The sequence below is a fragment of the Streptantibioticus silvisoli genome (genome assembly GCF_027947535.2).
Lineage (GTDB): Bacteria > Actinomycetota > Actinomycetes > Streptomycetales > Streptomycetaceae > Streptantibioticus_C > Streptantibioticus_C silvisoli.
In genome coordinates, this window is the sequence record NZ_JAAGKO020000018.1 from 81,533 (window position 1) to 106,232 (window position 24,700).

22 protein-coding genes and 1 pseudogene are annotated in these 24,700 nt (G+C 74.6%); 7 read left to right on the forward strand and 16 right to left on the reverse strand.

Features of this window, described 5'->3' with window-relative positions; genetic code table 11:
* Positions 1–61 precede the first annotated feature (61 nt).
* The 4 genes from POF43_RS14395 to sigE form a co-directional block, all read right to left on the reverse strand.
* Positions 62–523: a sec-independent translocase gene (locus POF43_RS14395; RefSeq protein ID WP_271314993.1), complete on the reverse strand. Its 462-nt coding sequence runs from the start codon at positions 521–523 to the stop codon at positions 62–64.
* 115 nt (positions 524–638) lie between these two features.
* Complete coding sequence (locus POF43_RS14400; RefSeq protein ID WP_282704582.1) at positions 639–2,072, reverse strand: S1C family serine protease; 1,434 nt, start codon at positions 2,070–2,072, stop codon at positions 639–641.
* A 167-nt stretch (positions 2,073–2,239) separates the two neighbouring features.
* Positions 2,240–3,256 carry a zf-HC2 domain-containing protein gene (locus tag POF43_RS14405; protein ID WP_271316857.1) on the reverse strand — a complete coding sequence of 339 codons (1,017 nt, stop codon included), beginning with the start codon at positions 3,254–3,256 and terminating at the stop codon, positions 2,240–2,242.
* A complete protein-coding gene (sigE, locus tag POF43_RS14410) occupies positions 3,253–4,041 on the reverse strand; it encodes an RNA polymerase sigma factor SigE (protein ID WP_271316859.1) in 789 nt (262 codons plus the stop codon). Before sigE ends, POF43_RS14405 begins: the two co-directional genes overlap by 4 nt.
* Before the next feature lie 232 nt (positions 4,042–4,273).
* On the opposite strand from sigE, the gene POF43_RS14415 reads away from it, so the two are divergent.
* A complete protein-coding gene (locus tag POF43_RS14415) occupies positions 4,274–4,909 on the forward strand; it encodes an O-methyltransferase (protein ID WP_271316858.1) in 636 nt (211 codons plus the stop codon).
* 539 nt (positions 4,910–5,448) lie between these two features.
* Here POF43_RS14415 and POF43_RS14420 read toward each other — a convergent pair.
* The gene (locus POF43_RS14420) at positions 5,449–5,616 is read right to left on the reverse strand and encodes a DUF3117 domain-containing protein (protein WP_271316856.1); all 168 of its coding nucleotides are present in this window, start codon (positions 5,614–5,616) and stop codon (positions 5,449–5,451) included.
* Between the two features lie 319 nt (positions 5,617–5,935).
* Here POF43_RS14420 and POF43_RS14425 point away from each other — a divergent pair, with 319 nt between their 5' ends.
* On the forward strand, positions 5,936–6,733 hold the full coding sequence (locus tag POF43_RS14425; RefSeq protein WP_271324734.1) for an enoyl-CoA hydratase/isomerase family protein: 798 nt from the start codon (positions 5,936–5,938) through the stop codon (positions 6,731–6,733).
* Positions 6,734–7,052: 319 nt separating this feature from the next.
* On the opposite strand, the gene POF43_RS14430 is transcribed toward POF43_RS14425, so the two are convergent.
* Positions 7,053–7,643 (reverse strand): DNA-3-methyladenine glycosylase I, encoded by a 591-nt coding sequence (locus POF43_RS14430; RefSeq protein ID WP_271316854.1) that lies wholly within the window; start codon positions 7,641–7,643, stop codon positions 7,053–7,055.
* Between the two features lie 225 nt (positions 7,644–7,868).
* Positions 7,869–8,187 (reverse strand): annotated as a pseudogene (locus POF43_RS14435) (DivIVA domain-containing protein); the annotation flags it as partial.
* A gap of 136 nt (positions 8,188–8,323) precedes the next feature.
* Between POF43_RS14435 and POF43_RS14440 the strand changes: the two are divergent.
* The gene (locus POF43_RS14440; protein ID WP_282704583.1) at positions 8,324–8,947 is read left to right on the forward strand and encodes a hypothetical protein; all 624 of its coding nucleotides are present in this window, start codon (positions 8,324–8,326) and stop codon (positions 8,945–8,947) included.
* A gap of 39 nt (positions 8,948–8,986) precedes the next feature.
* Here POF43_RS14440 and POF43_RS14445 read toward each other — a convergent pair whose 3' ends face one another.
* Together POF43_RS14445 and dapE are read right to left on the reverse strand one after the other, a co-directional pair.
* On the reverse strand, positions 8,987–9,676 hold the full coding sequence (locus tag POF43_RS14445) for an LOG family protein (RefSeq protein ID WP_271316320.1): 690 nt from the start codon (positions 9,674–9,676) through the stop codon (positions 8,987–8,989).
* A gap of 308 nt (positions 9,677–9,984) precedes the next feature.
* Positions 9,985–11,064 carry a succinyl-diaminopimelate desuccinylase gene (dapE, locus tag POF43_RS14450; protein WP_271325344.1) on the reverse strand — a complete coding sequence of 360 codons (1,080 nt, stop codon included), beginning with the start codon at positions 11,062–11,064 and terminating at the stop codon, positions 9,985–9,987.
* Between the two features lie 621 nt (positions 11,065–11,685).
* Here dapE and POF43_RS14455 point away from each other — a divergent pair.
* Both POF43_RS14455 and POF43_RS14460 read left to right on the forward strand, forming a co-directional pair.
* Complete coding sequence (locus POF43_RS14455) at positions 11,686–12,642, forward strand: VldE C-terminal domain-containing protein (protein ID WP_271325129.1); 957 nt, start codon at positions 11,686–11,688, stop codon at positions 12,640–12,642.
* A gap of 297 nt (positions 12,643–12,939) precedes the next feature.
* A complete protein-coding gene (locus tag POF43_RS14460) occupies positions 12,940–13,416 on the forward strand; it encodes an ATP-binding protein (RefSeq protein ID WP_271325130.1) in 477 nt (158 codons plus the stop codon).
* 208 nt (positions 13,417–13,624) lie between these two features.
* Here the strand turns inward: POF43_RS14460 and dapC are convergent, their stop codons facing one another.
* A complete protein-coding gene (dapC, locus tag POF43_RS14465; RefSeq protein ID WP_271325131.1) occupies positions 13,625–14,719 on the reverse strand; it encodes a succinyldiaminopimelate transaminase in 1,095 nt (364 codons plus the stop codon).
* 333 nt (positions 14,720–15,052) lie between these two features.
* Complete coding sequence (gene fdxA, locus POF43_RS14470) at positions 15,053–15,373, reverse strand: ferredoxin (RefSeq protein ID WP_271316319.1); 321 nt, start codon at positions 15,371–15,373, stop codon at positions 15,053–15,055.
* Between the two features lie 114 nt (positions 15,374–15,487).
* Between fdxA and POF43_RS14475 the strand changes: the two genes are divergently transcribed.
* Entirely contained in the window at positions 15,488–16,624 is a 1,137-nt protein-coding gene (locus POF43_RS14475) for a GNAT family N-acetyltransferase (RefSeq protein WP_282704584.1), read from the forward strand.
* A gap of 840 nt (positions 16,625–17,464) precedes the next feature.
* Positions 17,465–18,205, forward strand: coding sequence for a transglutaminase-like domain-containing protein (locus POF43_RS14480; RefSeq protein ID WP_282704587.1), 741 nt, complete (start codon positions 17,465–17,467; stop codon positions 18,203–18,205).
* 79 nt (positions 18,206–18,284) lie between these two features.
* Here the strand turns inward: POF43_RS14480 and POF43_RS14485 are convergent, their stop codons facing one another.
* From POF43_RS14485 to POF43_RS14505, 5 genes are all read right to left on the reverse strand, one after another.
* Positions 18,285–18,890, reverse strand: coding sequence for a response regulator transcription factor (locus tag POF43_RS14485; RefSeq protein ID WP_271315215.1), 606 nt, complete (start codon positions 18,888–18,890; stop codon positions 18,285–18,287).
* A gap of 33 nt (positions 18,891–18,923) precedes the next feature.
* The gene (locus POF43_RS14490) at positions 18,924–20,201 is read right to left on the reverse strand and encodes a sensor histidine kinase (protein ID WP_271323800.1); all 1,278 of its coding nucleotides are present in this window, start codon (positions 20,199–20,201) and stop codon (positions 18,924–18,926) included.
* A gap of 31 nt (positions 20,202–20,232) precedes the next feature.
* Positions 20,233–20,988 (reverse strand): ABC transporter permease, encoded by a 756-nt coding sequence (locus tag POF43_RS14495; protein ID WP_271323799.1) that lies wholly within the window; start codon positions 20,986–20,988, stop codon positions 20,233–20,235.
* Positions 20,988–21,944, reverse strand: coding sequence for an ABC transporter ATP-binding protein (locus POF43_RS14500; RefSeq protein ID WP_271323798.1), 957 nt, complete (start codon positions 21,942–21,944; stop codon positions 20,988–20,990). Before POF43_RS14500 ends, POF43_RS14495 begins: the two co-directional genes overlap by 1 nt.
* Positions 21,945–22,456: 512 nt before the next feature.
* Complete coding sequence (locus tag POF43_RS14505; RefSeq protein ID WP_271323797.1) at positions 22,457–24,565, reverse strand: hypothetical protein; 2,109 nt, start codon at positions 24,563–24,565, stop codon at positions 22,457–22,459.
* Positions 24,566–24,700 lie beyond the last annotated feature (135 nt).

Here is a 24,700-nt window from a genome sequence, read left to right on the forward strand (position 1 = left end):
AGCCGCGCCCGGGGAGCGATCCCGTCAGGTGGTCGCGGGGACCGGTGTGTTGAGGGGCCGCTCAGGTGGCGTCGGCGTCGAACGGCGGGTTCTCGCCGGGGCTGAGCGGGTTGTCGGCGGCGACCCGCTTGCGCAGCAGGTCGGAGCCGTTGACCGGGCCGTTCGCGGTGCGGTCGCCGGCGGTGCGCACGGTGACGCCGCTCTCGCTGACCGCCTCGGTGACGGTGGACAGCTCGTCCTTGAGGTCGAAGCTGTTGCGCAGCTCCTTCAGGCCCAGGCTGTCGTTCTCCAGCAGGTTCTTGCGGACGAACGTCTTCGGGTTGAGGTCCTCGAACTCGAAGTCCTTGAACTCCGGGCCGAGCTCCTTGCGCAGGTCGGCCTTGGCGCTGTCGGAGAACTCCCGCAGCTTGCGGATCATCCCGGTGAGGTCCTGGATGAGTTTCGGCAGCTTGTCGGGGCCGAAGACGATGACGCCGAGGAGCACGATGGTGACCAGTTCGAATGGCCCTATGTCGAAGAACACCGTTGCAGCTCCTTGGAACGTCCGGAGCCACCACGGTACCTGGCACCCCGTGCATCGCGGGAGGGCGCGTGGTCAACGGCAGGTATGAAAAGACCCGCCGCCGACCCCGCGCGCGTCAGTTCCCGGTGGAGCCGCCCAGCGTCAGCCGGACGTGCAGCGTCTGCCCGCCGCGCTCGACGGTCAGCCGGACGGTGTCGCCCGGCAGGTGGCTGCGGGTGCGGACGATCAGTTCCTCACCGGAGGTGACCTGCTCGCCGTCGACCTGGGTGATGACGTCACCGGCCTTCAGCCCCGCCCTGGCGCCCGGGCCGTCCGGGGTGACGGCGGGGCTGCCGTGGGCGCCGGTCGCGGCGATCCGGGCGCCGTCGCCGTTGTAGCGCATGTCGACGGTGACGCCGACGACCGGGTGGACGGCGTGGCCGCTGTTGATCAGCTGCTGGGCGACCCGGCGGGCCTCGTTGACCGGGATGGCGAAGCCGAGGCCGATGCTGCCGCCCTGGCCGCCGCCGTCGGTGTCGGCCGACCGGATGGCACTGTTGACGCCGATGACCTCGCCCCGGTTGTTCATCAGCGGGCCGCCGGAGTTGCCCGGGTTGATGGGGGCGTCGGTCTGTATGGCGTCCACGTAGGAGACGTCGCTGCCGCCGCCGTCGCCGGCCGCGGTGATGGCGCGGTCCTTGGCGCTGACGATGCCGGAGGTGACGGTGCCCTCCAGGTCGTAGGGGGCGCCGATGGCGATGACGGGGTCGCCGACCCGGACGGTGGCGGAGTTGCCCAGGGTCAGCGGTTTGAGGCCGTGGACGCCGCCGACCTTGACGACGGCCAGGTCGTAGCCGGTGTCGCGGCCCACGATGGACGCGGACCTGCTGCTGCCGTTCTGCAGCGTGACCTTGATCGTGCCGCTGGAGGCGGCCGGCTGGACGACGTGGTTGTTGGTGAGGATGTGGCCGGCGGTGTCCAGCACGATCCCGGTGCCGGTGGCCTCCTCGCCGCCCGCCTTGACGTGGATGTAGACCACGCCGGGCAGCGTGGCCTGGGCGATCCCGGCGACCGTGCCGGGCGCCCGGGTGTCGCTGCCGGCCGGTGCCTGCGGCAGGCTCACGCCGGCCCGGCCGTCGCCGCGTTCGATCAGCGCGCCGGTCAGGCCGCCGGCCGCGCCGGCCAGGACCGCGATGGCCAGCGCCCCGGTCAGCAGCCGCGAGGTGCCGTGCCGCTCCGGCGGCCGGCCGCCGTCGCCGGCCGCGGTGGGACGCGGCGGCCAGCCCCCGGACGCCGGCCCGCCGCCGACGCCCTCGCCGGGCATGGTGACCGCGTACGGGTCGTTGGGGACGTCGGGGCCGGCGGGACCGGTTCGGCCGTCCGGGGCGGGTTCGGCGGCGTCGGGGGCGGGACCGGGCCGGTCGGGGGGCGCGGCGGGGGGCGCGGCGTCTTCCGCGGGGGGAGTCGCCGGGGCGGGCCCGTACGGGGTGCCCGCCGGTGCCGCGGTGCCCCGGCGCGCCCCCTGGGGGCGGCGCCACCAGTGCGGACGGGCGCGCTTGCCCTCGTTCATGTGGTTCCCCTCTGCGTGCGGTCCTCCGTCGCGGGTGGGCCGTGCCGGCCCCGCCCGTCCCGTCGGCCGGAGCCGTCGGAACCCCAGCCCACACGCAGGCGGTCCGTGCCGCAACGCGACACGGACCGCTCAGGGGAATCAGGCAGCCGGGTGGCCTCGGTGCGGCCTCAGTACGGATGGCCGCCGAGGTAGCCGGCCGGGAGCCGCTCGGCGTACTCGCCGGTGAGCTGCGGCAACGGCACCGGGGTGCCGGCGCGGCCCGCGGGGGCGGACGCCGGCGGAGTGGACGGCACGGGCGCGCGCGGGGCGGCCACGACCGGCGCCGGGGACGCCGTGGCGGACACCGACGCCGCCGGGGAGGCCCCCGCCGCCGTCCAGGGCGCCAGCGGCAGCGCGCTGGGCCCGGGGGCGCCGGCGGCGAGCGGGCGGGCGGCGGGCGCGGCCGGGCCGGTGGCGCCGAGCGGGGAACGCCCGCCGCGCGGTGACATCAGCGACTGCTCCACCGCGTCCGGCGCCGGGGAGGCGACGGCTTCGGCGGACCGCTGGTCGGCGACCTGCCGCATGCTCTGCGGGGTCGCCGCGGTGCCGGGGGCCGGGTCCGCGGCACCGGTGACGGCCGACCCGCCCTCCAGCGGCACGGCGGCGCCGATGGCGAGCGCGGCCAGCGAGAAGGCGCCGGCCGCGGCGAACGCCAGCCGCCGGCTCCGGGATGCGGCGGGCCGGGTGAAGTCGTGGATGGGGAAGCCGGCCAGCGGCTCGGCCGGGGTCAGGAACGACCGGCGCTCGCCGCCGCGGGCCGGGGACCGGTCACCGTCGGACGGACCGCCCAGCACGCTGTCGAGGACGCCGGGGCCACCGCGCCCGAACAGCCCGCAGGGGGTGTCGGGGCCCGGCCCGGCCAGGTCGTCGTGGTCGCAGCCCGGCAGGCCCTGGAGGCGGGCCAGCAGCCCGTCCGACAGGGCGGGCGGCAGCGCGTCGGCCACCGCGTTCTTCAGCCGCCGCTGCTCCTCCGCCTCCGCCTTGCACGGGTCGCAGGACGCCAGGTGGGACAGCACGCGGTCCCGCGCGTCGTCCCCGAGTTCGCCGTCGACGAAGGCGGCCAGCCGGTCGCCCAGGTGCTCCCGTGCCGTGCCGGAGCGCGACAGTGCGCCTCGTACGTTGCGGAATTGACCTGTACCGCTCACGATCTCCCCCGCGTCGCCGTTCCTACCGTGTCATTGCCGGCGACGGCCTCGGCCAGGTCACGTCCCGAACGGGGCGTGGCCGGCGCGCGGTGTCGCAGGGCGCTGCGCAGGTGGGAGCGGCCGCGGTGGATGCGGCTGCGAACGGTACCGAGCTTGACCCCCAGGGTCGCCGCGATCTCCTCGTACGACAGGCCCTCGATGTCGCACAGCACCACGGCCGCACGGAACTCCGGCGCGAGGGTGTCCAGCGCCTGCTGGACGTCGGCGTCGAAGTGGGTGTCGTTGAAGGCCTGGGCGGGAGACGGCTCACGGCTGGGCAGCCGCTCCGCCGCGTCGTCGCCGAGGGCGTCGAAGCGGATCCGCTGGCGGCGGCGCACCATGTCGAGGAAGAGGTTGGTGGTGATCCGGTGCAGCCAGCCCTCGAAGGTGCCGGGGGTGTAGGTGGACAGCGAGCGGAAGACCCGGACGAAGACCTCCTGGGTGAGGTCCTCGGCGTCGTGCTGATTGCCGGTCAGCCGGTAGGCGAGGCGGTAGACCCGGGCGCTGTGGGCGGCGACGATCTCCTCCCAGGAGGGAGGCGTCCACGTCTCCCCGTCGGTCCCGAAAGTGGCGGTCGCGACCGCGGCCTCGGAACGGGAGGCGTCGGTGCCACGCTCAGCGTCATTGTTCACGGATCTGGGCCGGCCCAGGTGTACCCGGAAGCGGTCGATCACTCCGGGCGCGCTGTCGTCGCCGGCCGCACCTCCCCTGTCGGCTCCGGTGGTCTCCAGTAGAGCCACTACCATATCCACCCCGCCCGTTAGCTCCGGATAAGCAACTTTGCAACTGCTCTGGTCCGTTGGAAGCGATCTGTCGGCGGAGCCCTGCGCGTGCTCCGCGACCCGTTCCACCAGCGTCAACGCACGGACCGGGCCACGGGTTCCCACCCGCAGCGGATACAGTCGCCGAGCGGCACAACACGCGAGGCCACACGGCCGTTCGGCGCATGCCACGGCACACGGGGACGGGAGAGGGACCATTAGCGGCAACGGGCACCCGGCCGGGGCGTTCGCCGACGCGTTCGCCGAGGAGGAGAACGCGCTCCTCCGTGCCCGGCAGCGCTCACGGCTGGCCGGGGTGCGCGCGGTCTCGCCCGCCACCGGCGCGACGCTGCGCCTGCTGGCCGCCACCGCCTGCGCCAAGGTCGTCGTGGAGATCGGCACCGGCCTGGGGGTCTCCGGGGTGCACCTGCTGCGCGGCATGCGGCCGGACGGCGTGCTGACCACGGTGGACACCGAGCCGGACCGCCAGCAGCTGGCCCGGGAGGCGTTCCGCGAGGCCGGCTTCGCGGTGAACCGGGCCCGTTGCATCCCCGGGCGGGCGGCGGACGTGCTGCCCCGGCTGGCCGACGGCGGCTACGACCTGGTGTTCTGCGACGGCGACCGGCACGAGTACATGCGGTACCTGGCCGAATCGCTGCGTCTGCTGCGGCCCGGCGGGCTGGTGTGCTTCGAGGGGGTCTTCGCGCACGGCCGCGCCATGGACGCCGCCTACCAGGACACCGAGGTCCGCGAACTGCGCGAGGTACTGCGGGCGGTACGCGACAGCGACGCACTCGTCCCCGTCCTGCTGCCCACCGACGACGGGCTGCTCTGCGCGGTCAAACGCCCCTGACGCCGCTGCGGCGCGGGGCTGCTCCGGTGCGGGGCTGCTCCGGTGCAGGGCTGCTCGGGTGCGTCTGCTCCGGTGCGGGGCTGCTCCGGTGCGGGGCTGCTCCGGTGCGGGATGCTGCGGTGCGGGGCTGCTCCGGTACGGGGCTGCTCCGGTGCGGGAGCGGGCTGCTGCGGCGCGGGGGCCGGGCCCCTGCTCTGCGCGGGTCGGCGTTCCGCTCCGCCCAGGGCGCGGCTGCTCTGCGCTCTTACGTACACGTCTTACGCGGCGCCCGCCCTACACCTCTTACGCGGCGGCCTGCTCGGCCCGGTCGAACGGCCCTGACGGCCGCTCTCGCGCCGTACGGTCCGGCGGATGCCCCGCCGGGACACCCGGGGGCCGCCGGGGCCGGGAGCGGCCCGCCAGGCCCCCGTACGCCCCCGGGCACGCTGACGGCCCCGGGCCCGCCGCCGGCCGGTGACCGCGTGGGTCACCGGCCGGCGGCCGATCCGGGGCCGCGGGAAGCGATGCGCGAGCCGCTGGGGCGGCTCGTCACGCGGCGTTCAGCCGCATGCCTTCTTGAGAGCCTCGCCGAGGGCACCCGCCTCGTCGGGGGTCAGCTCGACGACGAGCCGCCCGCCGCCTTCGAGCGGAACTCGCATGACGATGCCCCGCCCCTCCTTTGTCACCTCGAGCGGGCCATCACCCGTCCGCGGCTTCATGGCCGCCATGCTCGATCCCCTTCCTGAAACCAGCTCTTCGCAACCGGTGACCCAGGCGCCACCGGACTCGAACACATTGGTTCCAAGCCATTATCCCGCATGGCGGTCCCCGATGACCAACATCGGGTGCCGACCCTTCGGCGGCTCGCCGCTGGCCAATGACCTGGACCCCTTGATCAAACACCCCCAATACCGCTGCTCCACTGCGATACTTCGCCATCCGCGATCTTTCCCGCGAAAGCCGTCCCACGCCCCGGTCAACGTGTTCCTTCGTCACGTTCTCGGGCATGCTGGGGCTCATCAGCCGCGACGAAGGGGATCCGCTGCCATGGCCGACTGTGTCCTGTACGAGGTGGCCGACGGCCTCGCCACCGTCACCCTGAACCGTCCGCAGGCCATGAACGCGCTCGACATCGCCACCAAGGAGGCGCTGCGGGACGCGCTGCGCGAGGCGGCCTCCGACACCGGGGTCCGCGCCGTACTGCTGACCGGCACCGGCCGGGCGTTCTCGGTGGGCCAGGACCTCAAGGAGCACGTCGCCATCCTCCAGGCGGACGCGCCGTCCGAGGGCCGGCTGATGAACACCGTCGAGCTGCACTACAACCCGATCGTCGAGGCGATCGCCACCATGCCCAAGCCCGTGGTGGCCGGCGTCAACGGTGTGGCGGCCGGGGCGGGCGCCGGCTTCGCCTTCGCCGCCGACTACCGCGTGGTCGCCGAGGACGCGTCGTTCAACACCTCCTTCGCCGGCGTGGCGCTGACCGCGGACTCGGCCGTCTCCTGGACGCTGCCGCGCCTGATCGGCCCGGCCCGCGCCGCGGACCTGCTGCTGTTCCCGCGGTCGATCGGCGCGGCGCAGGCGCTGGAGTGGGGCATCGCCCAGCAGGTGGTCCCGACGGCCGAGCTGCCCCAGGCCGCGCTCGCGGTGGCCCGCCGGCTGGCCGAGGGTCCCACGACCGCCTACGCGGCGATCAAGGAGTCGCTGGCCTACGGCGCCGGCCACCCGCTGCGGGAGACGCTGGCCAAGGAGGGCGAACTCCAGGAACGCGCGGGACTGTCCCGGGACCACCGGATCGCGGTGGAGGCGTTCCTGAAGAAGGAGAAGCCGAAGTTCACCGGCAGCTGACCCGGGCGCGTCGCACGGGTGATCACGGATCATCGGATCGGTGGATCAGCGGACGGGCGGATCGGCTGAACGTCGGAGCGGCCGACCGTCGGACCGGCGGACGGTCGGATCGACCGACGATCGGACTGACTGGCGATCGGACCGGCGGACGATCGGACTTGCTGCCGGGCGGATCAGCCGATGAGCGGATCGTGGGATCGGCGGATCGCCGGGTCACACGGACTGTCGGGCCGGCTGACCGTCGGACTGGCTGACCGTCGGTACAGCCGATCATCAGACCAACCGACCACCGCACCGGCGCATCAGCCCGCGTACCCGATCAGCGCGCGTGGCAGCCGGCCAGGTGGTCGTTGACCAGACCGCACGCCTGCATGAGGGCGTAGGCGGTGGTGGGGCCGACGAAGCGGAAGCCGTGCTTCTTGAGGTCCTTGGCCAGCGCGGTGGACTGCGGGGTCACCGCGGGCACGTCGGCGGTGCCGCGCGGTGCGGGGCGGCCGGCCGGGTCGGGGGCGTGGGACCACACCAGCGCGTCAAGTCCGCCGTCGTGGCTCCCGGCGAGGTCGACGGTGGCCCGGGCGTTGGTGATCGCGGCGTCGATCTTGGCGCGGTTGCGGATGATCCCGGCGTCGGCCAGCAGGCGGGCCCGGTCGGCGTCGGTGAACGCGGCGACCTCGGCCGCCCGGAAACCGGCGAAGGCGGCGCGGAACCCCTCGCGGCGCCGCAGGATCGTCAGCCACGACAGCCCGGACTGGAACGCCTCCAGGCAGACGCGTTCGAACAGCGCGTCGTCGCCGTGCACCGGGCGGCCCCACTCGTTGTCGTGGTAGGCGACGTAGTCCGGCGTGGACAGCCCCCAGGGGCAGCGGGCGAGGCCGTCCTCGCCGGTGACCGGCGAGCCGGCGTCACTCACCGCGGCCGCCGTCCCACGGACCGGGCTCGGCGTGCCCCTGCCAGGGGTCGCCCTTGGCCAGTGACGGTCCCGGACCCCGGTCGCCGGGCTCGTGCGGGTACCGCTCCTGCGGGTACTGCTGCTGGGGGTAGTGCTGCCCCTGCTGCTGGGGCTGTCCCTGCTGCTGGGGGTACTGCTGCGGGCGGGGCTGCGGCGGGCCGTAGTCGGGGCCGCCGAACGCGGGACGGCCGAGCCCCGGGCCGCCGAACGCGGCGTCGTGCGCGCCGGCCAGCGCGGCCTCCAACTCGGCGATGCGGGCGTCCCGTTCGGCGAGTTCGGCGCCGACCCGGTCCAGCACGTCGTCAACGTCGGACATCCGGTAGCCGCGCAGGGTGACGGCCAGGCGCAGCGCGTCGAGGTCGGCGGGCCGCACCGGGCGCTCGGCCGGCAGCGGGTCGTCGAGCCGGTCGTGCTCGGCGTCCGGCAGTGTGCCGCCGTTTCCCAGCACCGCGAGGGCGACGGCCGCGACCACCACCACAAGCGCGATGAGCATGAACCAGAACACGACGTGTCTCCCGTTCCCGACCCGAACTGTGGATGACGATCGTGCCATGCCGCTCGTTACCGCGTGGCGCTGCGGGGAGGGGTTAGGGTCGGCGCGAGGTCCGCACGGGGGTCGGAGAGCGAGGGGAACGGCGAGGATGCTGCGGCTGGGCGGGCGGGAGTTCGGGGAGCACGAGCCGGTGGTGATGGCGGTGACGGCCGGGGACGCCGGGGCGGTGGCGCGGGCCGTGGCGCAGGGTGCGGCGATCGTGGAGCTGGACGGGCCAGCGGCGCTGCCGGCGGTGCGGGCGGCGCATCCGGGGCTGGTGGTGGCGGTACGGGCGGCGGACCCGGTCGCGGCGGAGGCGGCCTGCGCGGCGGGCGCCGACCTGGTCGGCGGGCCGGCCGGCGGCGCGGACCCGGCGTTCGCACGGATCGCCGCCCGGTACGGCGCCGGCGTGGTGTGCGCGCCGCAGGCCCTGGAGGCGGCACTGGCGGCCGGGGTGCGGGCGGACGGGGTGCTGCTGGACGGCGGGGCCGGTGGCTCGCGGGAGGCGGTCCGGGGCACCGCGGCGCTGGCCGCCACCGGTCACGCGGTGCTGGTGGGGCTGGCGGACGGCGAGCTGGCCGGCCCGGCCGTGGCCACCGCGGCGGTGACCGCGTGGCTGGGGGCCCGGGTCTTCCGGGTCCGCGACGTCACGGTGGCCCGGCAGGTCCTCGACATGGTCGCCTCGATCGCCGGTCACCGTCCGCCCGCCGTGACGCTGCGCGGCATGGGCTGACGGAACCGGCGCGGTGCGGCCCCGGCGGGGCGGGCCCGGTCAGACCTCCTTGGTGACCAGGGCGACGGCCTCGTCGACGTCGTCGGTGACGTGGAACAGCTCCAGGTCGGCGCGGGACGCCTTGCCCTCGGCGATGAGCGTGCCGCGCACCCAGTCGACCAGCCCGCCCCAGTAGGCCGTGCCGAACAGCACGATGGGGAAGCGGGTGACCTTCTTCGTCTGCACCAGGGTCAGCGCCTCGAACAGCTCGTCCAGCGTGCCGAATCCGCCGGGCAGGACGACAAAGCCCTGGGCGTATTTGACGAACATCGTCTTGCGGACGAAGAAGTAGCGGAAGTTGACGCCCATGTCGACGTACCGGTTGAGGCCCTGCTCGAAGGGCAGCTCGATGCCGAGGCCCACCGACAGCCCGCCGGCCTCCAGCGCGCCGCGGTTGGCGGCCTCCATGGCGCCGGGGCCGCCGCCGGTGATGACGGCGAAGCCGGCCTCGGCCAGGGTGCGGCCGATGCGGACGCCGGCCTCGTACTCGGGTGAGTCGATGGCGGTGCGGGCCGAGCCGAACACGCTGATGGCCGGGCCGAGTTCGGCGAGCGCGCCGAAGCCCTCGACGAACTCGGACTGGATGCGCATGACCCGCCAGGGGTCGCCGTGCAGCCAGTCGGTGGAGTCCTGGGTGTCCAGCAGCCGCTGGTCGGTGGTACCGGACTGGACCTGGCCGCGGCGCCGCACGACCGGGCCGGTGTGCTGTTCGGGCCAGCCGTGGCCGTAGGGGGCGCTCTCGGCGGCCGCGTTGGCCGCGGCGGCGGCCTCCTGCGCGGGCCTGGGGCTGCCGCCGCCCCCGGTTCTGCGCCCGGCACCGGTGCCCCGTGCGGCGGTTCGCGCCGCGGCGCCCCCCTCGTCGCCCTCCGCCGTGCTCCCGGCGTCCTGCCGGGGGTGTCGCTCCGTGCGGTACTCGTCCCTCGGTTCAGCCACGTCGCGCTCCTTCCTGCCGCCGCGCGCGCGGCGGCCGTAGTTGCAGCGTACGTATCCCTGCCCCGTTACGCGGTCAGCCAGCGCCGCAGCCGTTCCTCGCACTCCAGGACGGCGGCGGTCTCCACGTGTTCCTCGCGGGTGTGGGCGAGAGTGGGGTCGCCGGGGCCGTAGTTGACGGCCGGCACGCCGAGGGCGGAGAAGCGGGCGACGTCGGTCCAGGCCTCCTTGGCCGACGGGGTACCGCCGATCGCGGCGAGGAACGCGGCCGCGGCCGGCTGCGTCAGGCCCGGCAGCGCTCCCGGGGCGCTGTCGGTCAGCTCCACGTCGTAGCCGTCGAACACCTCCCGCACCCGGGCCAGCGCCTCGGCCTCCGACTGGTCGGGCGAGAAGCGGTAGTTGACGGTGACGGCGCAGGAGTCGGGGATGACGTTGCCGGCGTGGCCGCCCTCGATGAGGACCGCGTTGAGGCCCTCGGGGTAGACCAGCCCGTCGATCTCGACCCGGCGCGGCTGGTGGGCGGCGAGCCGGGTCAGGATCGGGGCGGCCTTGTGGATGGCGTTGTCGCCGAGCCAGCTGCGGGCGGAGTGCGCGCGCCGGCCGGTGGTGGTGATCCGGGCCCGCAGGGTGCCCTGGCAGCCGCCGTGCACCTGGCCGCCGGTGGGCTCCAGCAGGACCGCGAAGTCGCCGGCCAGCCACTCCGGGTGGTGTTCGGCAAGCCGCTTGAGGCCGTTGAACTCGGCGGCGATCTCCTCGGCGTCGTAGAAGACGAAGGTCAGATCACGGTTGGGATCGGGCAGCGCGGCCGCCAGTCGCAGCTGAACGGCGACGCCGGACTTCATGTCGGTGGTGCCGCAGCCGTGCAGCAGGCCGCCGTCCAGCCGGGACGGCAGGTTGCCGGCGATCGGCACGGTGTCGAGGTGGCCGGCGAGCACGACCCGTTCGGTCCGCCCCAGCGACGTGCGGGCCACGATCGCGTCGCCGTCGCGGTCCACGCTCAGGTGCGGCACCGCGCGCAACGCCGCCTCGACCGCGTCGGCCAGCGGCTTCTCCTCGCGGCTGACGGAGGGGATGTCGACCAGCTGCGCGGTCACCACGACCGCGTCCTGGGTGAGGTCGAGCACGGGCGTGGTCGTGGAGGCACTCATGCGGGCGACCCTACCGGCCGCTTCCCGCACCGCACGGGTTCCGCCTCCCGCACCGCACGGGTGCCAAGGCTTTCCCCCATCGCACGGCACCGGCGCCGTACGTACACCGGCCGTTCCCGTCGCTCCGGGACCGCACGTACACCGGCTGATCCCCTCGCCGTACGTACACCGGCCGGTTCCCCCGCCGTACGGCACCGCCGCTCCGGAACCGCACGTACACCGGCCGATCCCCCTGCCGCACGTACACCGGCCGTTCCCCCTGCCGTACGACACCGCCGCTCCGGCGCCGCACGTACACCCGCCGATCCCCCGCCGCACGGGTGCCAGGCGCTCCCATCGCACGGCACTGGCGCCGCACGTACACCCGCCGATCCCCCGCCACGGCACCGCCGCTCCGGAACCGCGCGTACACCCGCCGATCCCCCGCCGTACGTACACCGCCGCTCCCCCGTCACAGCACCCCACCCCGGAACCGTGCCCCCGTCCGGGGACCGCACCACCGCGTCCGGCAACGCGCCGCCGGGCCGGTGCCCGCCGCTGGTGGCGGGTAGTGGGGGCTGTCAGCGTGACGTGTGCCGGCGGTGCCGTTCGCGGGCCGCCGGCCCGGGTACCGTGGTGCGCGTGCCCCGTCATCCGTCAGCGTCCAAGCCGCGCCGCAAACGGGTGCGTTGGGGCGCCGCGACGCTGGCACTGCTGGCCGTGGCGGGATATGTGACGCTGCGTGAGGTGGCGGGGGCCGGTCGCTCGGACTGCTCGGTCGCGGCGGGCGGCAGCCGGCTGGGGCTGGCGCAGGACCAGGCGGCGAACGCGGCGACCATCGGCGCGGTGGCGGTCTCCCGCGACCTGCCGGAGCGCGCGCTGACGATAGCGCTGGCCACCGCCATGCAGGAGTCGGACCTGCGGAACCTGTCGGGCGGCGACCGGGACTCGCTCGGGCTGTTCCAGCAGCGGCCCTCGCAGGGCTGGGGCACCCGCGAGCAGATCGTGGACCCGGTCTACTCGGCCAACGAGTTCTTCGACGAGCTGGTGAAGATCCCCGGCTACTCGCGGCTGCCGCTGACGGTCGCCGCGCAACGGGTCCAGCGCAGCGGCTACCCGCAGGCGTACGCCAAGCACGAGGCCGACGCCTCCCTGCTGGCCGGCGCGCTGTCCGGGCGGGCGCCCAGCCTGACCTGCCGGGTCGTCAGCGGCACGACACCCGGCGATCCGGCGCGGGTGACCGCCCGGCTGACCCGGGAGTTCGGCGCGCGGATCATGCGCCCCTACGCCGCCGCCGGCCTGCCGGACAGCGGAACGGCCGCCGGCGGGACAAGCGCCCCGGCGCCCGGCGGCGGCGCGGCGGACCCGACGGTGACCGTGCCGGGCGACAGCGCGGGTGAGCCGACCGGGCTGAACGCGGCGCAGCACGGCTGGGTGCTGGCGCAGTGGGCGGTGGCGCACGCGGCGGAGCTGCGGATCACCGAGGTCCGCTACCGCGGCCGGGTCTGGTGGGCGTCGCGGTCCGACGACGGGTGGACCTCCGACTCGCGGCCGGCCGGACAGGCGTACGGCGACGTTCGGATCACCGTGCAGCACTGACCGCGCACAGGCGCGACCGTTCACCCGTGCGGGGGCAACCGGGCCGGGCGGCACGGCGCCGGGGACGGACTCCGGCCAGCCCGTACGACAAACGGCGCGGCCCGTGCGGGAGTTGGGCAGGGACGGTTCGGCGGGACCGGTCCGGCGGGGCCGAATGCCCGATTCTCCCGAAAGGTGATTATGCGACGCGTTGCGCATTCTTTACTTCGAACGCCCGCAACCTAAACGTCGCTCACGCGGTAGTCACGGTGTCCGCCGCGGCGGACACCGTGTCCTCAACGCCCGTCAAGGAGCATCATGTCCCACCCCCTCAAGCGTCGGATGGCCCAGGCCGCCCTGCTCATCGCGGCCGCCGCTCCGGTCATCGGCCTCGGTGCCGGCACGGCGTCGGCCGCCGGACTGCCGCAGGCCGCCGACCTGGGCGGACTGAGCAGCACCGACGCCGCGTCCGCCCTCGGCGACAACGTGGACGGCGCCACCCACCAGGCGGTCGGCGTGGCGAACGTGACCGGCCGCGACGCCCAGCAGACCCTGCTGCCGGCCGCGCAGAAGACCGTGGAGTCGGCGGGCCGCACCATGGCCCCGGCCGCGCAGAAGACCGTGGGCGACGCCGCCGGCCAGGTCGGCCAGGCCACCGGCCACACCGCGCAGGCCGCCAAGGGCGGCTCCGGCCTGACCGACAAGCTCCCGCTGCACGGTCTGTCCACCGGCGGGCTGACGACCCAGGGCCAGCAGAACGGCCCGATGATCCCGGCCGGCGGCCTGCCCCTCTGACGCACGCCAGCGGCACGTCGTTGACGCGCGACCGCTCGGACGTCAAGGGTGATTGACGCGGCACGGCCCGCGCGACACCGCCCGTTGACGTCCGAGCGGCACGACGGTCATACGTCATCCGCGCGGAAGGGCCTGTCCTCCGTGCGGAAGGGCCCGGGGAGTCGGTCGGCTCCCCGGGCCCTTCGGCGTTTCCGGCCGGCGGCGTACGTCAGGCCAGCCGCCGCGCCGCCGCGTCGACCCGCTCGTCGGTGGCGGTCAGCGCGACGCGTACGTGCCGTTGCCCGGCGGGACCGTAGAACTCGCCGGGGGCCACCAGGATGCCGCGCTTGGACAGCTCGGCGACCGTGTCCCAGCAGGGCTCGTCGCGGGTGGCCCACAGGTACAGGCCGGCCTCGCTGTGGTCGACGCGGAAGCCCGCGCCGGTCAGCGCCGCCTTCAGTACCGACCGCCGCCGCGCGTACAGCTCGCGCTGGGCCGCCACGTGCCCGGTGTCGTCCAGCGCGGCGACCATCGCCTCCTGCACCGGCGCGGGCACGATCAGCCCGAGGTGCTTGCGGATCTCCAGCAGCTCCTTGACCAGCACCGGGTCGCCGACGACGAAGGCGCCGCGGTACCCGGCGAAGTTGGACCGCTTCGACAGCGAGTGGACGGCGATCAACCCGTCGTGCCGGCCGCCGCAGACCCGTTCGTCCAGCACGGAGACCGGCGTGACGTCCCAGCCCAGTTCGATGTAGCACTCGTCGGAGACCACGACCACGTCGTGCGCCCGCGCCCACTCCACGATCCGCCGCAGCTCGTCCACGCCGAGCGTGCGGCCGGTCGGGTTGGACGGCGTGTTCAGCCACAGCATCCGCACCCGCTCCGGGTCCAGGTCGATGACCGGGTCGACGTAGGTGACCGGTTCCGCGCGGGCGGCCAGCGCGCCGATCTCGTACGTCGGGTAGGCCAGCGCCGGGTAGGCCAGCCGGTCGCCGGGGCCGAGGTCGAGCAGCAGCGGCAGCAGCGCGACGAGTTCCTTCGAACCGATCACCGGCAGCACCGCGGCCGGCGGCACCGTGATCGACAACCGCCGGTCCATCCAGCGCGCCACCGCGTCACGCAACGCGGGCGTACCCCAGGTCTGCGGGTACCCGGGCCGGTCGGACGCCCCGGCCAGCGCCCGCTGGACCACCTCGGGCACCGAGTCGACCGGAGTGCCGACCGACAGGTCCACCACCCCGTCCTCGTGGGCCAGCGCCGCGGTCCTGTAGGGCTCCAGGCGGTCCCACGGGAAGACGGGAAGACGGTCGGTCACACGCGCCACGGTGGTTCTCTTTCTGTCCTGCTGTCGTGGATCTGTCCTGCTGTCGCGAGTCTGCCCCGCTGTCGCGGTTACGTCCCGCATTCGCGAGTCTGTCGCGCTGTCGCGGTCTGTCGCGAGTCGGCGGATCCATCTCGACGCCGCGGGGCTGTCGCCGTTGTCGCGCATCCGGCGCGGATCTGTCGCGCCGGCGCGCGGGTCAGCCGTGCCGACGCGGGTCAGTCGTGCCGACGCCGGTCTGTCGTGAGTCGGCCGTGCCGGCCCGCCGGCCCTGTCAAAGCAGCCGGCCCCGTACAGCGGGGAGCCGTACGGGACCGTCGCATGGCGAGCGCGTCGTCAGCCGTTCTGCGGCGGCAGAGCGGCGACGAACGGGTGGTCGCGCTCGATCAGGCCGAGCTTGGAGGCACCACCGGGCGAGCCGAGTTCGTCGAAGAACTCCACGTTCGCCTTGTAGTAGTCCTTCCACTCGTCCGGGGTGTCGTCCTCATAGAAGATCGCCTCAACCGGGCATACCGGCTCGCATGCTCCACAGTCGACGCACTCGTCCGGGTGGATGTACAAGGACCGGGCGCCCTCGTAGATGCAGTCGACCGGGCACTCCTCGATGCAAGCCTTGTCCTTGACGTCGACACAAGGCTGCGCGATGACGTAGGTCACGCTGTCGTTCCTCCTCGATAGGGCTCATCTCGCGCGGGAGCGCGGCGTCGTCGATGCCCGCCTCTAGTATCTCCGGTTCGGGGCGTCAGGCGAACAAGAGGGGCGTGCGGAACCGTGGAACACCGTGCCGGAGGACGGCTCGAAGTACGCATTACCCCCGCTGACGTGGGAAAACGAGTATCCGTCCGGAGGGTAGCGGAGATACGCGACGCACACCCGGTATTCGCCGACACCCTAGGTGTTCTCACATCGTGGTCCCATGGTGTGCTAAGCGTCACACGCCGCACCGGTGAGAACGTCCGCATCGCGGAATCCAGCCTCGTCGCGGGCAAAATCGTCCCCGCCGCGCCGACCCGCCGCCCGCTGGCCGCGCCGCCCGCCGACGGCCCCGAACTGCGGCGGATCGCCGCGGACGGCTGGCCCGCCCCGGAGGTCGCGGCGCTCGGCGACTGGCGGCTGCGCGCCGGCGGCGGCTTCACCCGGCGTGCCAACTCCGTCCTCGCCCACGGCGACCCCGGCCGCCCGCTCGACGATGCCCTGCGCCAGGTCATCGCCTGGTACGCCGAACGCGGCCTGCCGCCGTACGTCCAGGTCGCCACCGGCACCCCGCTCGACGCCGCCCTCGCCGGCCACGGCTGGACCCCCGAGGCCCCCGTCGTCTCCATGACCGCTCCCCTCGCCCCGCTCGCCGACGCCCCCGGCGCCGAACGCGTCACCCTCTCCCGCGAGTTGACCGACGCCTGGCTCTCCCGCTACCACCGCACCGGCGACCTCCCCGAGGCCGCCCGCACGGTACTCACGGGCGGAACGTCGGTGTGGTTCGCCTCCGCCGGGCTGGGGGCGGCGGGGTCGGGAGCGTCGGGGTCGGCGTCAGCTGCGGGGTCGGAGTCGGGGTCGGGGTCGGCGGAGGTGCCGGGGCCGGCGGAGGCGGGGTTGGCCGGGGGTGCGGGGGGCTCCGGCGGCGGTACGGGCGGGCCGGCCGCGATCGGACGGGTCGCGGTGACGGGGCGGTGGGCGGTGTTCGCGGCCGTCGAGGTGGCCGCCGAGCACCGCCGCGAGGGGCTGGCGACCGCGGTGATGGCGGCGCTGGCCGCCCGGGCGCTCACCGAGGGCGCGTCCGGCGCGCTGCTCCAGGTCGAATCGGACAACGCCGCCGCCCTCGCCCTCTACGCCCGCCTCGGCTTCACCTCCGGCGAACCCCACCACTACCGCCGCCCACCCCACCCCGCCACCGCCGCCAACAGCCACTGAGACCGTAAACGTGACGGATGACACCCGGGAGGCGGACCACACATGACCTCACACGACGACGCAGCCGGGAGCGGCCACGGGGGCGGCGGCTGGGGCTGGGGCAGGGCGAGAGCGGTGCCGGGGGGCGTTGCCTCTGGGGCCGGGGTTACGCCTGGGGGCGGAGTCGCACCCGAGGCCGAGGTCGCGCCCGAGGCCGAGGTCGCGCCCGAGGCCGGGAGCGGGGTCGGGAGCGGGGTCACGCCTGGGGCCGGGACCGGTGCGGGGGCCAGGTACGGGACCGGAGCCACGTCTGAGGCCGAAGCCGCGGCAGGAGCCACGCCCGGTGGCGGGGCCAGGGCCGGCGATGCGGGGGACCGCGGCGACGCGAGCGGGACGGGCGCCGCAAGCACGACCCGCGACACAGGCGGCGACCACGGAACGGGGAACGGGGACCCGGGCGGGGAGAGCGACCCCAGCAGCGGCTCCGGCGGGAGCGGCGACTCCGGTGAGATCGGCGGCACCGGGAAAGACGGGCACGGCGGTGCCGGCGGCGACCGCGGAACGGGGAACGGGGACCCCGGCGGAGAAAGCGACCCCGGCGGGGGCGGCAGCACCGGTGAGTCCGACGGCACCGGGGAAGACGCCCCCGGCGGCCCCGGAAAGGGTGGCCCCGCTGGAGACGGCCGCACCGGGGACGACCGCCCCAACGGCCCCGGAGGCGGACACCGCGGCCCCGGTGAGAACGGCCCCGGCGGAACCGGCCCCCGTGACGGCGCCGGCGCCGGCGATCCCGGGCGGCCCTGGCGGGAGCGTTTCCGGGCCGAGGCCCACCGGGACGAACCCGACCTCGCCACCCTCTGCCTGCTCATCGGCGCGGTGGCCGCTCCCCGGACCGACGACGCCGCCCTCACCGCCGCCGAACGCGAACTCGACCGGCTGGCGTCCGAGGTCGCCCGGCGCGCGGCCTCCGGGACCGGGACGGGGACGGCGGGCACGCCGGAACGGTGGGCCTGGGCGCTGCGGGACGTGCTCGGCGCCCGCCACGGCTTCCACGGCCGGGCAGCGGACTACGACCGGCTCGAATCCTCACTGCTCGCGGCCGTCCTGCGCCGGCGCAGCGGCCTGCCGATCCTGCTGTCGGTGGTCTGGACGGAGGTCGGCCGCCGGGCCGGCGCGCCGGTGCACGGGGTCGGCCGACCGGGGCACTTCGTGGCCGGCGTCGGCGATCCGGCCGGCCACCGGCTGCTGGTCGACCCCTTCAACGGCGGCGTGCCGCTGTCGCCCGCCGACGCCATCGGGTCACCGGGCGCAGCCGGTGCGCTGGAGACCGTCTCCCGCATCCTCAACAACATCAGGGCCTGGGCCGCCACCCGCCCCGAACACTCCGCCGTCGCCCTGTGGGCGCTCGACCTGGCCCTGTTGCTGCCCCGGCACCCGGCCCGCCTGCGCCTGGAACGCGCCCGGCTGCTCGTCCGGCGCGGCGAGTTCATCGGCGGCGCCGTGGCTCTGGAGTCCTACGCCGAGGTCATCAACGGCATCGATCCCCCGGCCGCCACCGCCCTCCGCCACGAGGCCCGTTCCGCCCGCGCCCTGCTCAACTGAGGCCGTCCGGCCGGCGGCGGCCCCGGAAGACGCCGCACCGGCCGACACCGTCAGCCACCCCCGATCCCGGCACTCGCTCCTACAACCACCCCTTCTCGCGGGCGATGCGGACCGCTTCGGAGCGGTTGCGGGCGCCGGTCTTGTGGATGACGGTGGACAGGTAGTTGCGGACGGTGCCCTCGGACAGGCGGAGGGCGCGGGCGATCTCCGCGTTGAGGGCGCCGCCGGCGGCCGCTTTGAGGACATCGCGTTCCCGGGGGGTGAGGGGGTCGGCGCCCTCGGAGAGCGCGGCGGCGGCCAGCGTGGGGTCGATGACCTTCTCGCCGCGCAGCACCCTGCGTACGGCGTCGGCCAGTTGGGCGGCGGGAGCGTCCTTCACCAGGAAGGCGTCCGCGCCGTATTCCATCGCCCGCCGCAGGTACCCCGGGCGCCCGAACGTCGTGACGATGACGACCTTCACCCCCGGCAGCTCCCGCCGCAGCCGGGCCGCCGCCTCGATGCCGCTGAGTCCGGGCATCTCGATGTCCAGCAGCGCCACGTCCACCGCGTGTATGCGGGCGGCCTCCAGCACCTCGTCGCCGCCGGAGACCTGGACGACGACCTCCATGTCGTCCTCCAGGTTCAGCAGCGCGGCGAGTGCCTCACGCACCATGGACTGGTCTTCCGCCAGCAGTACCCTGATCATTCCCGCAGCGTAACCAGCACCGGGACCATCGCGTCAGGCCTGTGGATAACTCGGCTCGGGCGCCTCCTGGGGCGGTCGTACCGCCCGCAGCGGCACCTGGGCGCGGACCGAGAAACCGCCGCGCTCCGACCGTCCGGTGCGCAGCAACCCGCCGGACAGGCACAGGCGTTCCCCGAGTCCGCTCAGCCCGTTCCCGGGCCGGTGGACGCGGGCCGGACCGCGGCCGTCGTCGGCGACCTCCAGGCGCAGGTAACGGCGCTCGTCGCTGTCCCACACCTCGTCGAGCAGGATGTCGCAGTGCTTGGCACCGCTGTGCCGGACCACGTTGGTGATCGCCTCGCGCAGCGCCCAGGCCAGCGCGCTCTCCTCCTCGGCGCCGAGCCCAGGGTGGCTGGTGGAGACCGGGGTGTCCAGCGCGGGCGCTATCTCCGCGTGCACCCCGGCGGTGCGCAGCGCGGTGCGCACCCCGGCGAGTTCGACCGCGAGCGTGGGGCGCCGGTAACCGCTGACCGCCTCGCGGACGTCGACCAGGGCCTGGCGGCTGACCCGTTCGATGTCGGCGACCTGCCGGGCCGCCTCCTCGGGCCGGTCGGGCAGCATCCGGCCGGTCAGCTCGCTCTTGAGGGTGATCAGCGACAGCGAGTGCCCGAGCAGGTCGTGCAGGTCCCGGGCGAGCCGCAGCCGTTCCTCGTTGGCGGCGAGTTCGGCCACGGTCTCCCGGGCCTCGCGCAACTCCCGCATGGTGCGGCCCATCCCGGCCACGCCCATCATCGCCGCGCCACCCATCAGCGCCGGCAGGAACATCGTCACCAGCGTCGACTTGCTCGCGCCCACCAGCGCGCCGGCGCCCAGCAGCGAGCAGGCCGCGAACGGCACCGCCCACGCCCCGTGCCGCAGCGGCAACAGCACACCGGCGCCGACCGTCACGTAGACGAACAGCACCAGCCAGGTCTGCCCCATCGACAAGGTGAGCGCCGCGGCCAGCGCGTAGAGCCAGCTGATCAGCCCGACCTGCCGCCAGGTCAGCCCGTCCCGCACCCGGCGGCCGAGCACCAGGTACAGGTAGGGCAGGACGAACGCGGTCAGCCCGGCCCAGCCCAGCACCCCGGCGACCACGGTGTGGCTGTCGGTGAGCAGGTCGGCCACCGGTCCGGCGAGGTAGAGCAGATAGACCAGCGTCCAGCACAGCTTGACCATCTGCTGGCGGCGCGACTCCGGGGCCATGCCCATGCCGATGTTCAGGCCGGGCCCCCACGGACGGCTCCGCGTCGTGCCGGCCGTTGTCACGGTGTCGTCGTGCGCGCGGTCCATCGGCTCACGCCCCTTCTGCCGTCCTCTCCCGTCACGCCTTCTTGGTGTCCTTGCGGTAGAGCCACGCGGCCGCGCCGACGAAGAGCACCAGGTAGACCAGCAGCACACCGATGTCCTTCATGTGCGGCGCGTCACCCAGCTCGATGGCCTGGCCGAGCGCGGCGTAGGAGTGGGTGGGCAGCCACTCGGCGATGTTCTGGAGCCACTGCGGGAAGATCGTGGCCGGCATCCACAGGCCGCCCAGGATGGACAGCGAGAAGTAGATGATCATGGTGATCGGGCGGACCGCGTCCCCGGAGGCGATGTAGCCGATGGCCACGCCGAGCGCGGCGAAGACCAGGCTGCCGGCCCACACGGCGAAGGTGAGGGCGACCCACTGCCAGGTCTCCATGCGGACGTTCTTCAGCACGGCGGCGACCAGTTCGATGACCAGGATCGCCGGGAGGGTGACGGTGGCGGCCGAGGCGATCTTGGCCACCACGTACCCGTGGCCGGGCAGCGCGGTCAGGCGCAGCTGGCGCACCCAGCCCTTCTCCCGCTCCTTCGCGATCCGCTCGCTGTTGCCCATCAGGACCGCGGTCAGCGAGCCGAAGGACGCCATGGCGACCAGGTAGTACAGCTGCATGCTCAGGTGGGTGTGCGGGATGGTGGCGCTGCTGCTGGTGCCGGAGATGATCAGGTAGAGCACCGACGGGTAGATCACCGAGAAGAACATGAACTTCTTGTTCCGCAGGGTGCGCAGGATCTCCAGCTTGATCAGCGTCGCGGACGAGAAACTCTTCAGCATCAGTTGTTCTCCTCTGCGGACGCGGCGTCGGTGATGGCGATGAAGGCCTGCTCCAGGCCCAGGCCGGTGACCTCCAGGTTGCGCGGGTAGAGGCCGAGGCCGTAGACCGCGTGGGTGGTGGCGTCGGCGTCGGTGGACTGGATGCGGACGGTGTGGCCGGAGACGCTGAGCGAGGTGAGGAACGGCAGGCCGCGCAGCGCGGTCTCGTCGATCGGGCCCTCCAGGTCGAACACCACCCGGCGGGCGCCCGCCTTGGCCTTGATCTCGGCGGCGGAGCCGTCGGCCAGTATCCGGCCGCGGTGGAGCACGATCACCCGGTCGGCGATGGCGTCGGCCTCTTCGAGGTAGTGGGTGGCGAACAGCACGGTGCGGCCCAGCTCGGCCTGCGCCCGCATGGTGCCCCAGAAGGCCTGCCGGACGGTGACGTCCATGCCGGTGGTCGGCTCGTCCAGGATGATCAGATCACTGGCGCCGGCGGTGGCGAGGGCGAACCGGACGCGCTGCTCCTGGCCGCCGGAGAGCTTGTTGACCATGCGGTCCGCGATGTCGGTGACGCCGGCGTGCTCCAGGACCTCCTGGACCGGGTACGCCTTGGGATGCAGGTCACAGGCGAGCTGGACCAGCTCGCGGACCCGGACGTCCTCCATCAGGCCGCCGCTCTGCAGCATCGCGCCGACCCGGCCCTGGGCGATCGCCCTGCCCGGTGTGGTGCCGAAGACCTCGACCGTGCCGGCGTCGGGGTTGCGCAGCCCGAGCAGCAGGTCGAGCGCCGTCGACTTGCCGGCGCCGTTGGGCCCGAGAAGGGCCACCGTCTCGCCGGGCCGCAGCGTGAGGTTGAGCCCGCTGACTGCCTTGACCTGGCCGTATACCTTGCTGACGTCGCGGAACGAGACCACCGGCCCGTTCGCGTCCTCAGCCCCCGTGTGCACGGATGCCCGTGCCTGTGCGTTACTCATGACAGCAAAGCTACGGGCCGCCCGGCGGGCGGCCCAGTGTCTGCGGTCGTGACTTCGGGATGACAGATGTCATGCCCGACCGGTGACATGAGACCCCTGCGACCAGCCCCGACCCGTCGGGCGACCGGCCCGCGACCGTGGAAAACCGGTCGGCGGGCGGGCCCGGGGACCCGCCGCCGACCGGCGGTGGTGTGACGCGGAACTCGACCGGCGGCACTCCCGGCCGCGGACAGCCGGTGCGATCAGCCGCGGCGGCCGGCCGGTGCGGTCGGCCGGCCGCACCGGTGCGCGGGACAGGGCCCCGGCCGCCGGCACCGGCCGGGTCGACCCTCCGCCTGCTCGACCGGTGCGCACTCACCGGCGCACGTGACCGGACCCCGGCTTCTCCACCGGCCAGCTCGGCCCCTCAGCCGGCCCGACCGCCCTCATCGGCGCACGCAGCCGGCGAACCCCCGGTGCACGCGGCCGGCGACCCCCCCGGCGAACCCCCCGGCGGGCCCACCGGACCGGGTTCACTCGGCGACGTTGGTGATGGTCGCCGTCTTCGAGGGTGCCGTCTTGCGCAGTTCCGGCAGCATGGCGGAGGCCACGTCGGCCGGGGTCACCGGTGTCTTGCTGCCGTTGGCCCGCTCCAGCAGGACACCGTCGAACGCGGTGCCGTAGAGGGTCTGGAGCTCCGGCAGGTCGATGTGGAGCGTCAGCTGACCGGTGCCGGGGACGGCGACGATGGTGAGGACCTTGCTGAGCGACAGCTGCGGGCTGAAGGGAACGCTGCGGCCGCCCGCGACCACGGTGATCCGGCCCGACATCGCCGGGTCGCCGATCGTCTTGATCGCCTGGGCGAGGGCCGCCCGGGTGACCAGCGGCTGGTGGACGGTGACCGGCAGGTCGACCGGCTCGTCGACGCCGGTCTGCGCGCGCCGTTCGTAGGCGGCGGTGATCTTGCCCGCGGACGCGGCCTCGTCCACCGCCTGGTACGGCTTGCCGGGGACGGCCACCGGGGTGCCGTCGACGAACTTCACCATGCCGTCGGACCCGCCGCCCGTGCCGCCGGTCAGCGGCTGGAGCTGGCTGTGCAGCTTCTCCTGGTCGACCGTGACGTGCGGGGCGACCTGGTGGGTGCCGCCGAAGAGGGACTCGATGACCGGGACCGGGTTGTAGTCGCGGTGGGCGACGCCGTCGACGGTGGTCTGGGTGTCGATGGACAGCCCGGCCAGCTCCGGCTTCAGCTCGACGACCTTGGAGCCGACCTTGACCTTCAGCGGCGCGGTGGAACGGTCGCCGACCGCGGTGTTGAGGGCCTTGACGGCCTGCTGCCGGGAGTCGCCGCCGATGTTGACGCCCAGCACCAGGGTGCCGTTGGGCACGTCGGCGTGGTCCATCAGCAGCCCGGCGCCGTACGCGATGGCCGCGACGGTCACCAGGACACCGATGAGCAGCATCGGCTTGGAGCGGCCCTTGCGCGCCGGCTTGCCGGCGGCGGCCTTGCCGGCCGGCGGCGGCGTCTGCGACGGCCCGGACGGTGCCGGGGCGGCCGGCGGCGTACCGTCCGCCGTCACCGGCGGGAAGCCGCCGGCCACCGTGTCCGTGGGGTCGGCGGTCGCGCCGGCCGCCGGACCGCCGGGGCGGGGGCCACCGGGGCGCGGGCCACCGGGCGGCGGGAAGCCGGTGCCGCCGGCCGTGGGTGTACGCATGGCGCCGGTGGCCGGGCCGGTGGTCGGTCCGGAGGGGCCGGCCGGTCCCGCGCCGCCCGGACGCAGCGCCGGGTCGGGGTGGTGGAAGCCGGGGAACGCCACGGTGTCCTGCCCGGCGCCGCCCTGGGTGCCGGCCGGCGGCGTGTCGGTGCCGAAGGGGCGGCCCGTCGAGGGCCCGGCGCCGAAGGGGTCGCCCGGTGCCTGGGGCGCCCGGGTGCCGGGGGCGCTCTGCTGTCCGGGGAACGGCGGCGGCGGTACCGGCGGATTCTCCCCGAGGTAGGGGATGTTCGGCGGCGGCTGGGTGCCGGAGGCGCCCCGCGGACCGCGGGGGCCCGCGCCGAAGCCGTCGCCGTCGCCGTAACCGCCGCCCGTGCCCGGGAAGCCGGTGCCGTCGTCGAAGCCCGGGGCGGGCGTGCCGCCGGTCGCCGGGCCCTGCGGGGTGAACGGCTGCGGGCCGGGGCCCTGCGGCGGGACGGTCGGTCCCGGTGCGCCGCCGGAGCGGCCCGCGGCGGGCTGCGGGGGCGTCTTGCGGGGCGCGAACCAGTCGCTGGGCGGGGGCTTCTCCTTCTCGCCGCTCGGCGGCGAGAAGGGCGCGCCGGACGTGCCGCCGCCGGAGGTGCCACCGGGACCCTCGGGCGCGCCGGAGGCGTTCCCCGGGGCGCTGGGGGCGGCCCAGCGCGGCATCGCCTGCGTGGCGTCGGCGGCGCCGGAGGGCGGGGCGGGCGCGTCCTGCGCGGCGTCGTCGGAGTCGGCGTTGCCGGTGTCCGCCACCGGGGTGCGCAGCACGACCGGCGGGATGGGACGGGAGCCGGGGATGTTGATCCGGACGCGCGTGGTCAGCGTGGTCTCGGTCTTGGGCTCACGGGGCGCCGGGGGCTTGGGACGTTCCTCGTCCTGCCCGGGGTTCTCGCCCGTTTCCCCGGCCACGTGGTCCTCCTGCGGATGCAGCGACGGATACTGGCGGGTTCCATACGGCGGCGTCCCGGACGGATACGCGGCACCGCCGCGCCCCTGGGGTCCGGAGGACGAACTGTCAGTTTCACGACTCAAGGCAGGTTCTCC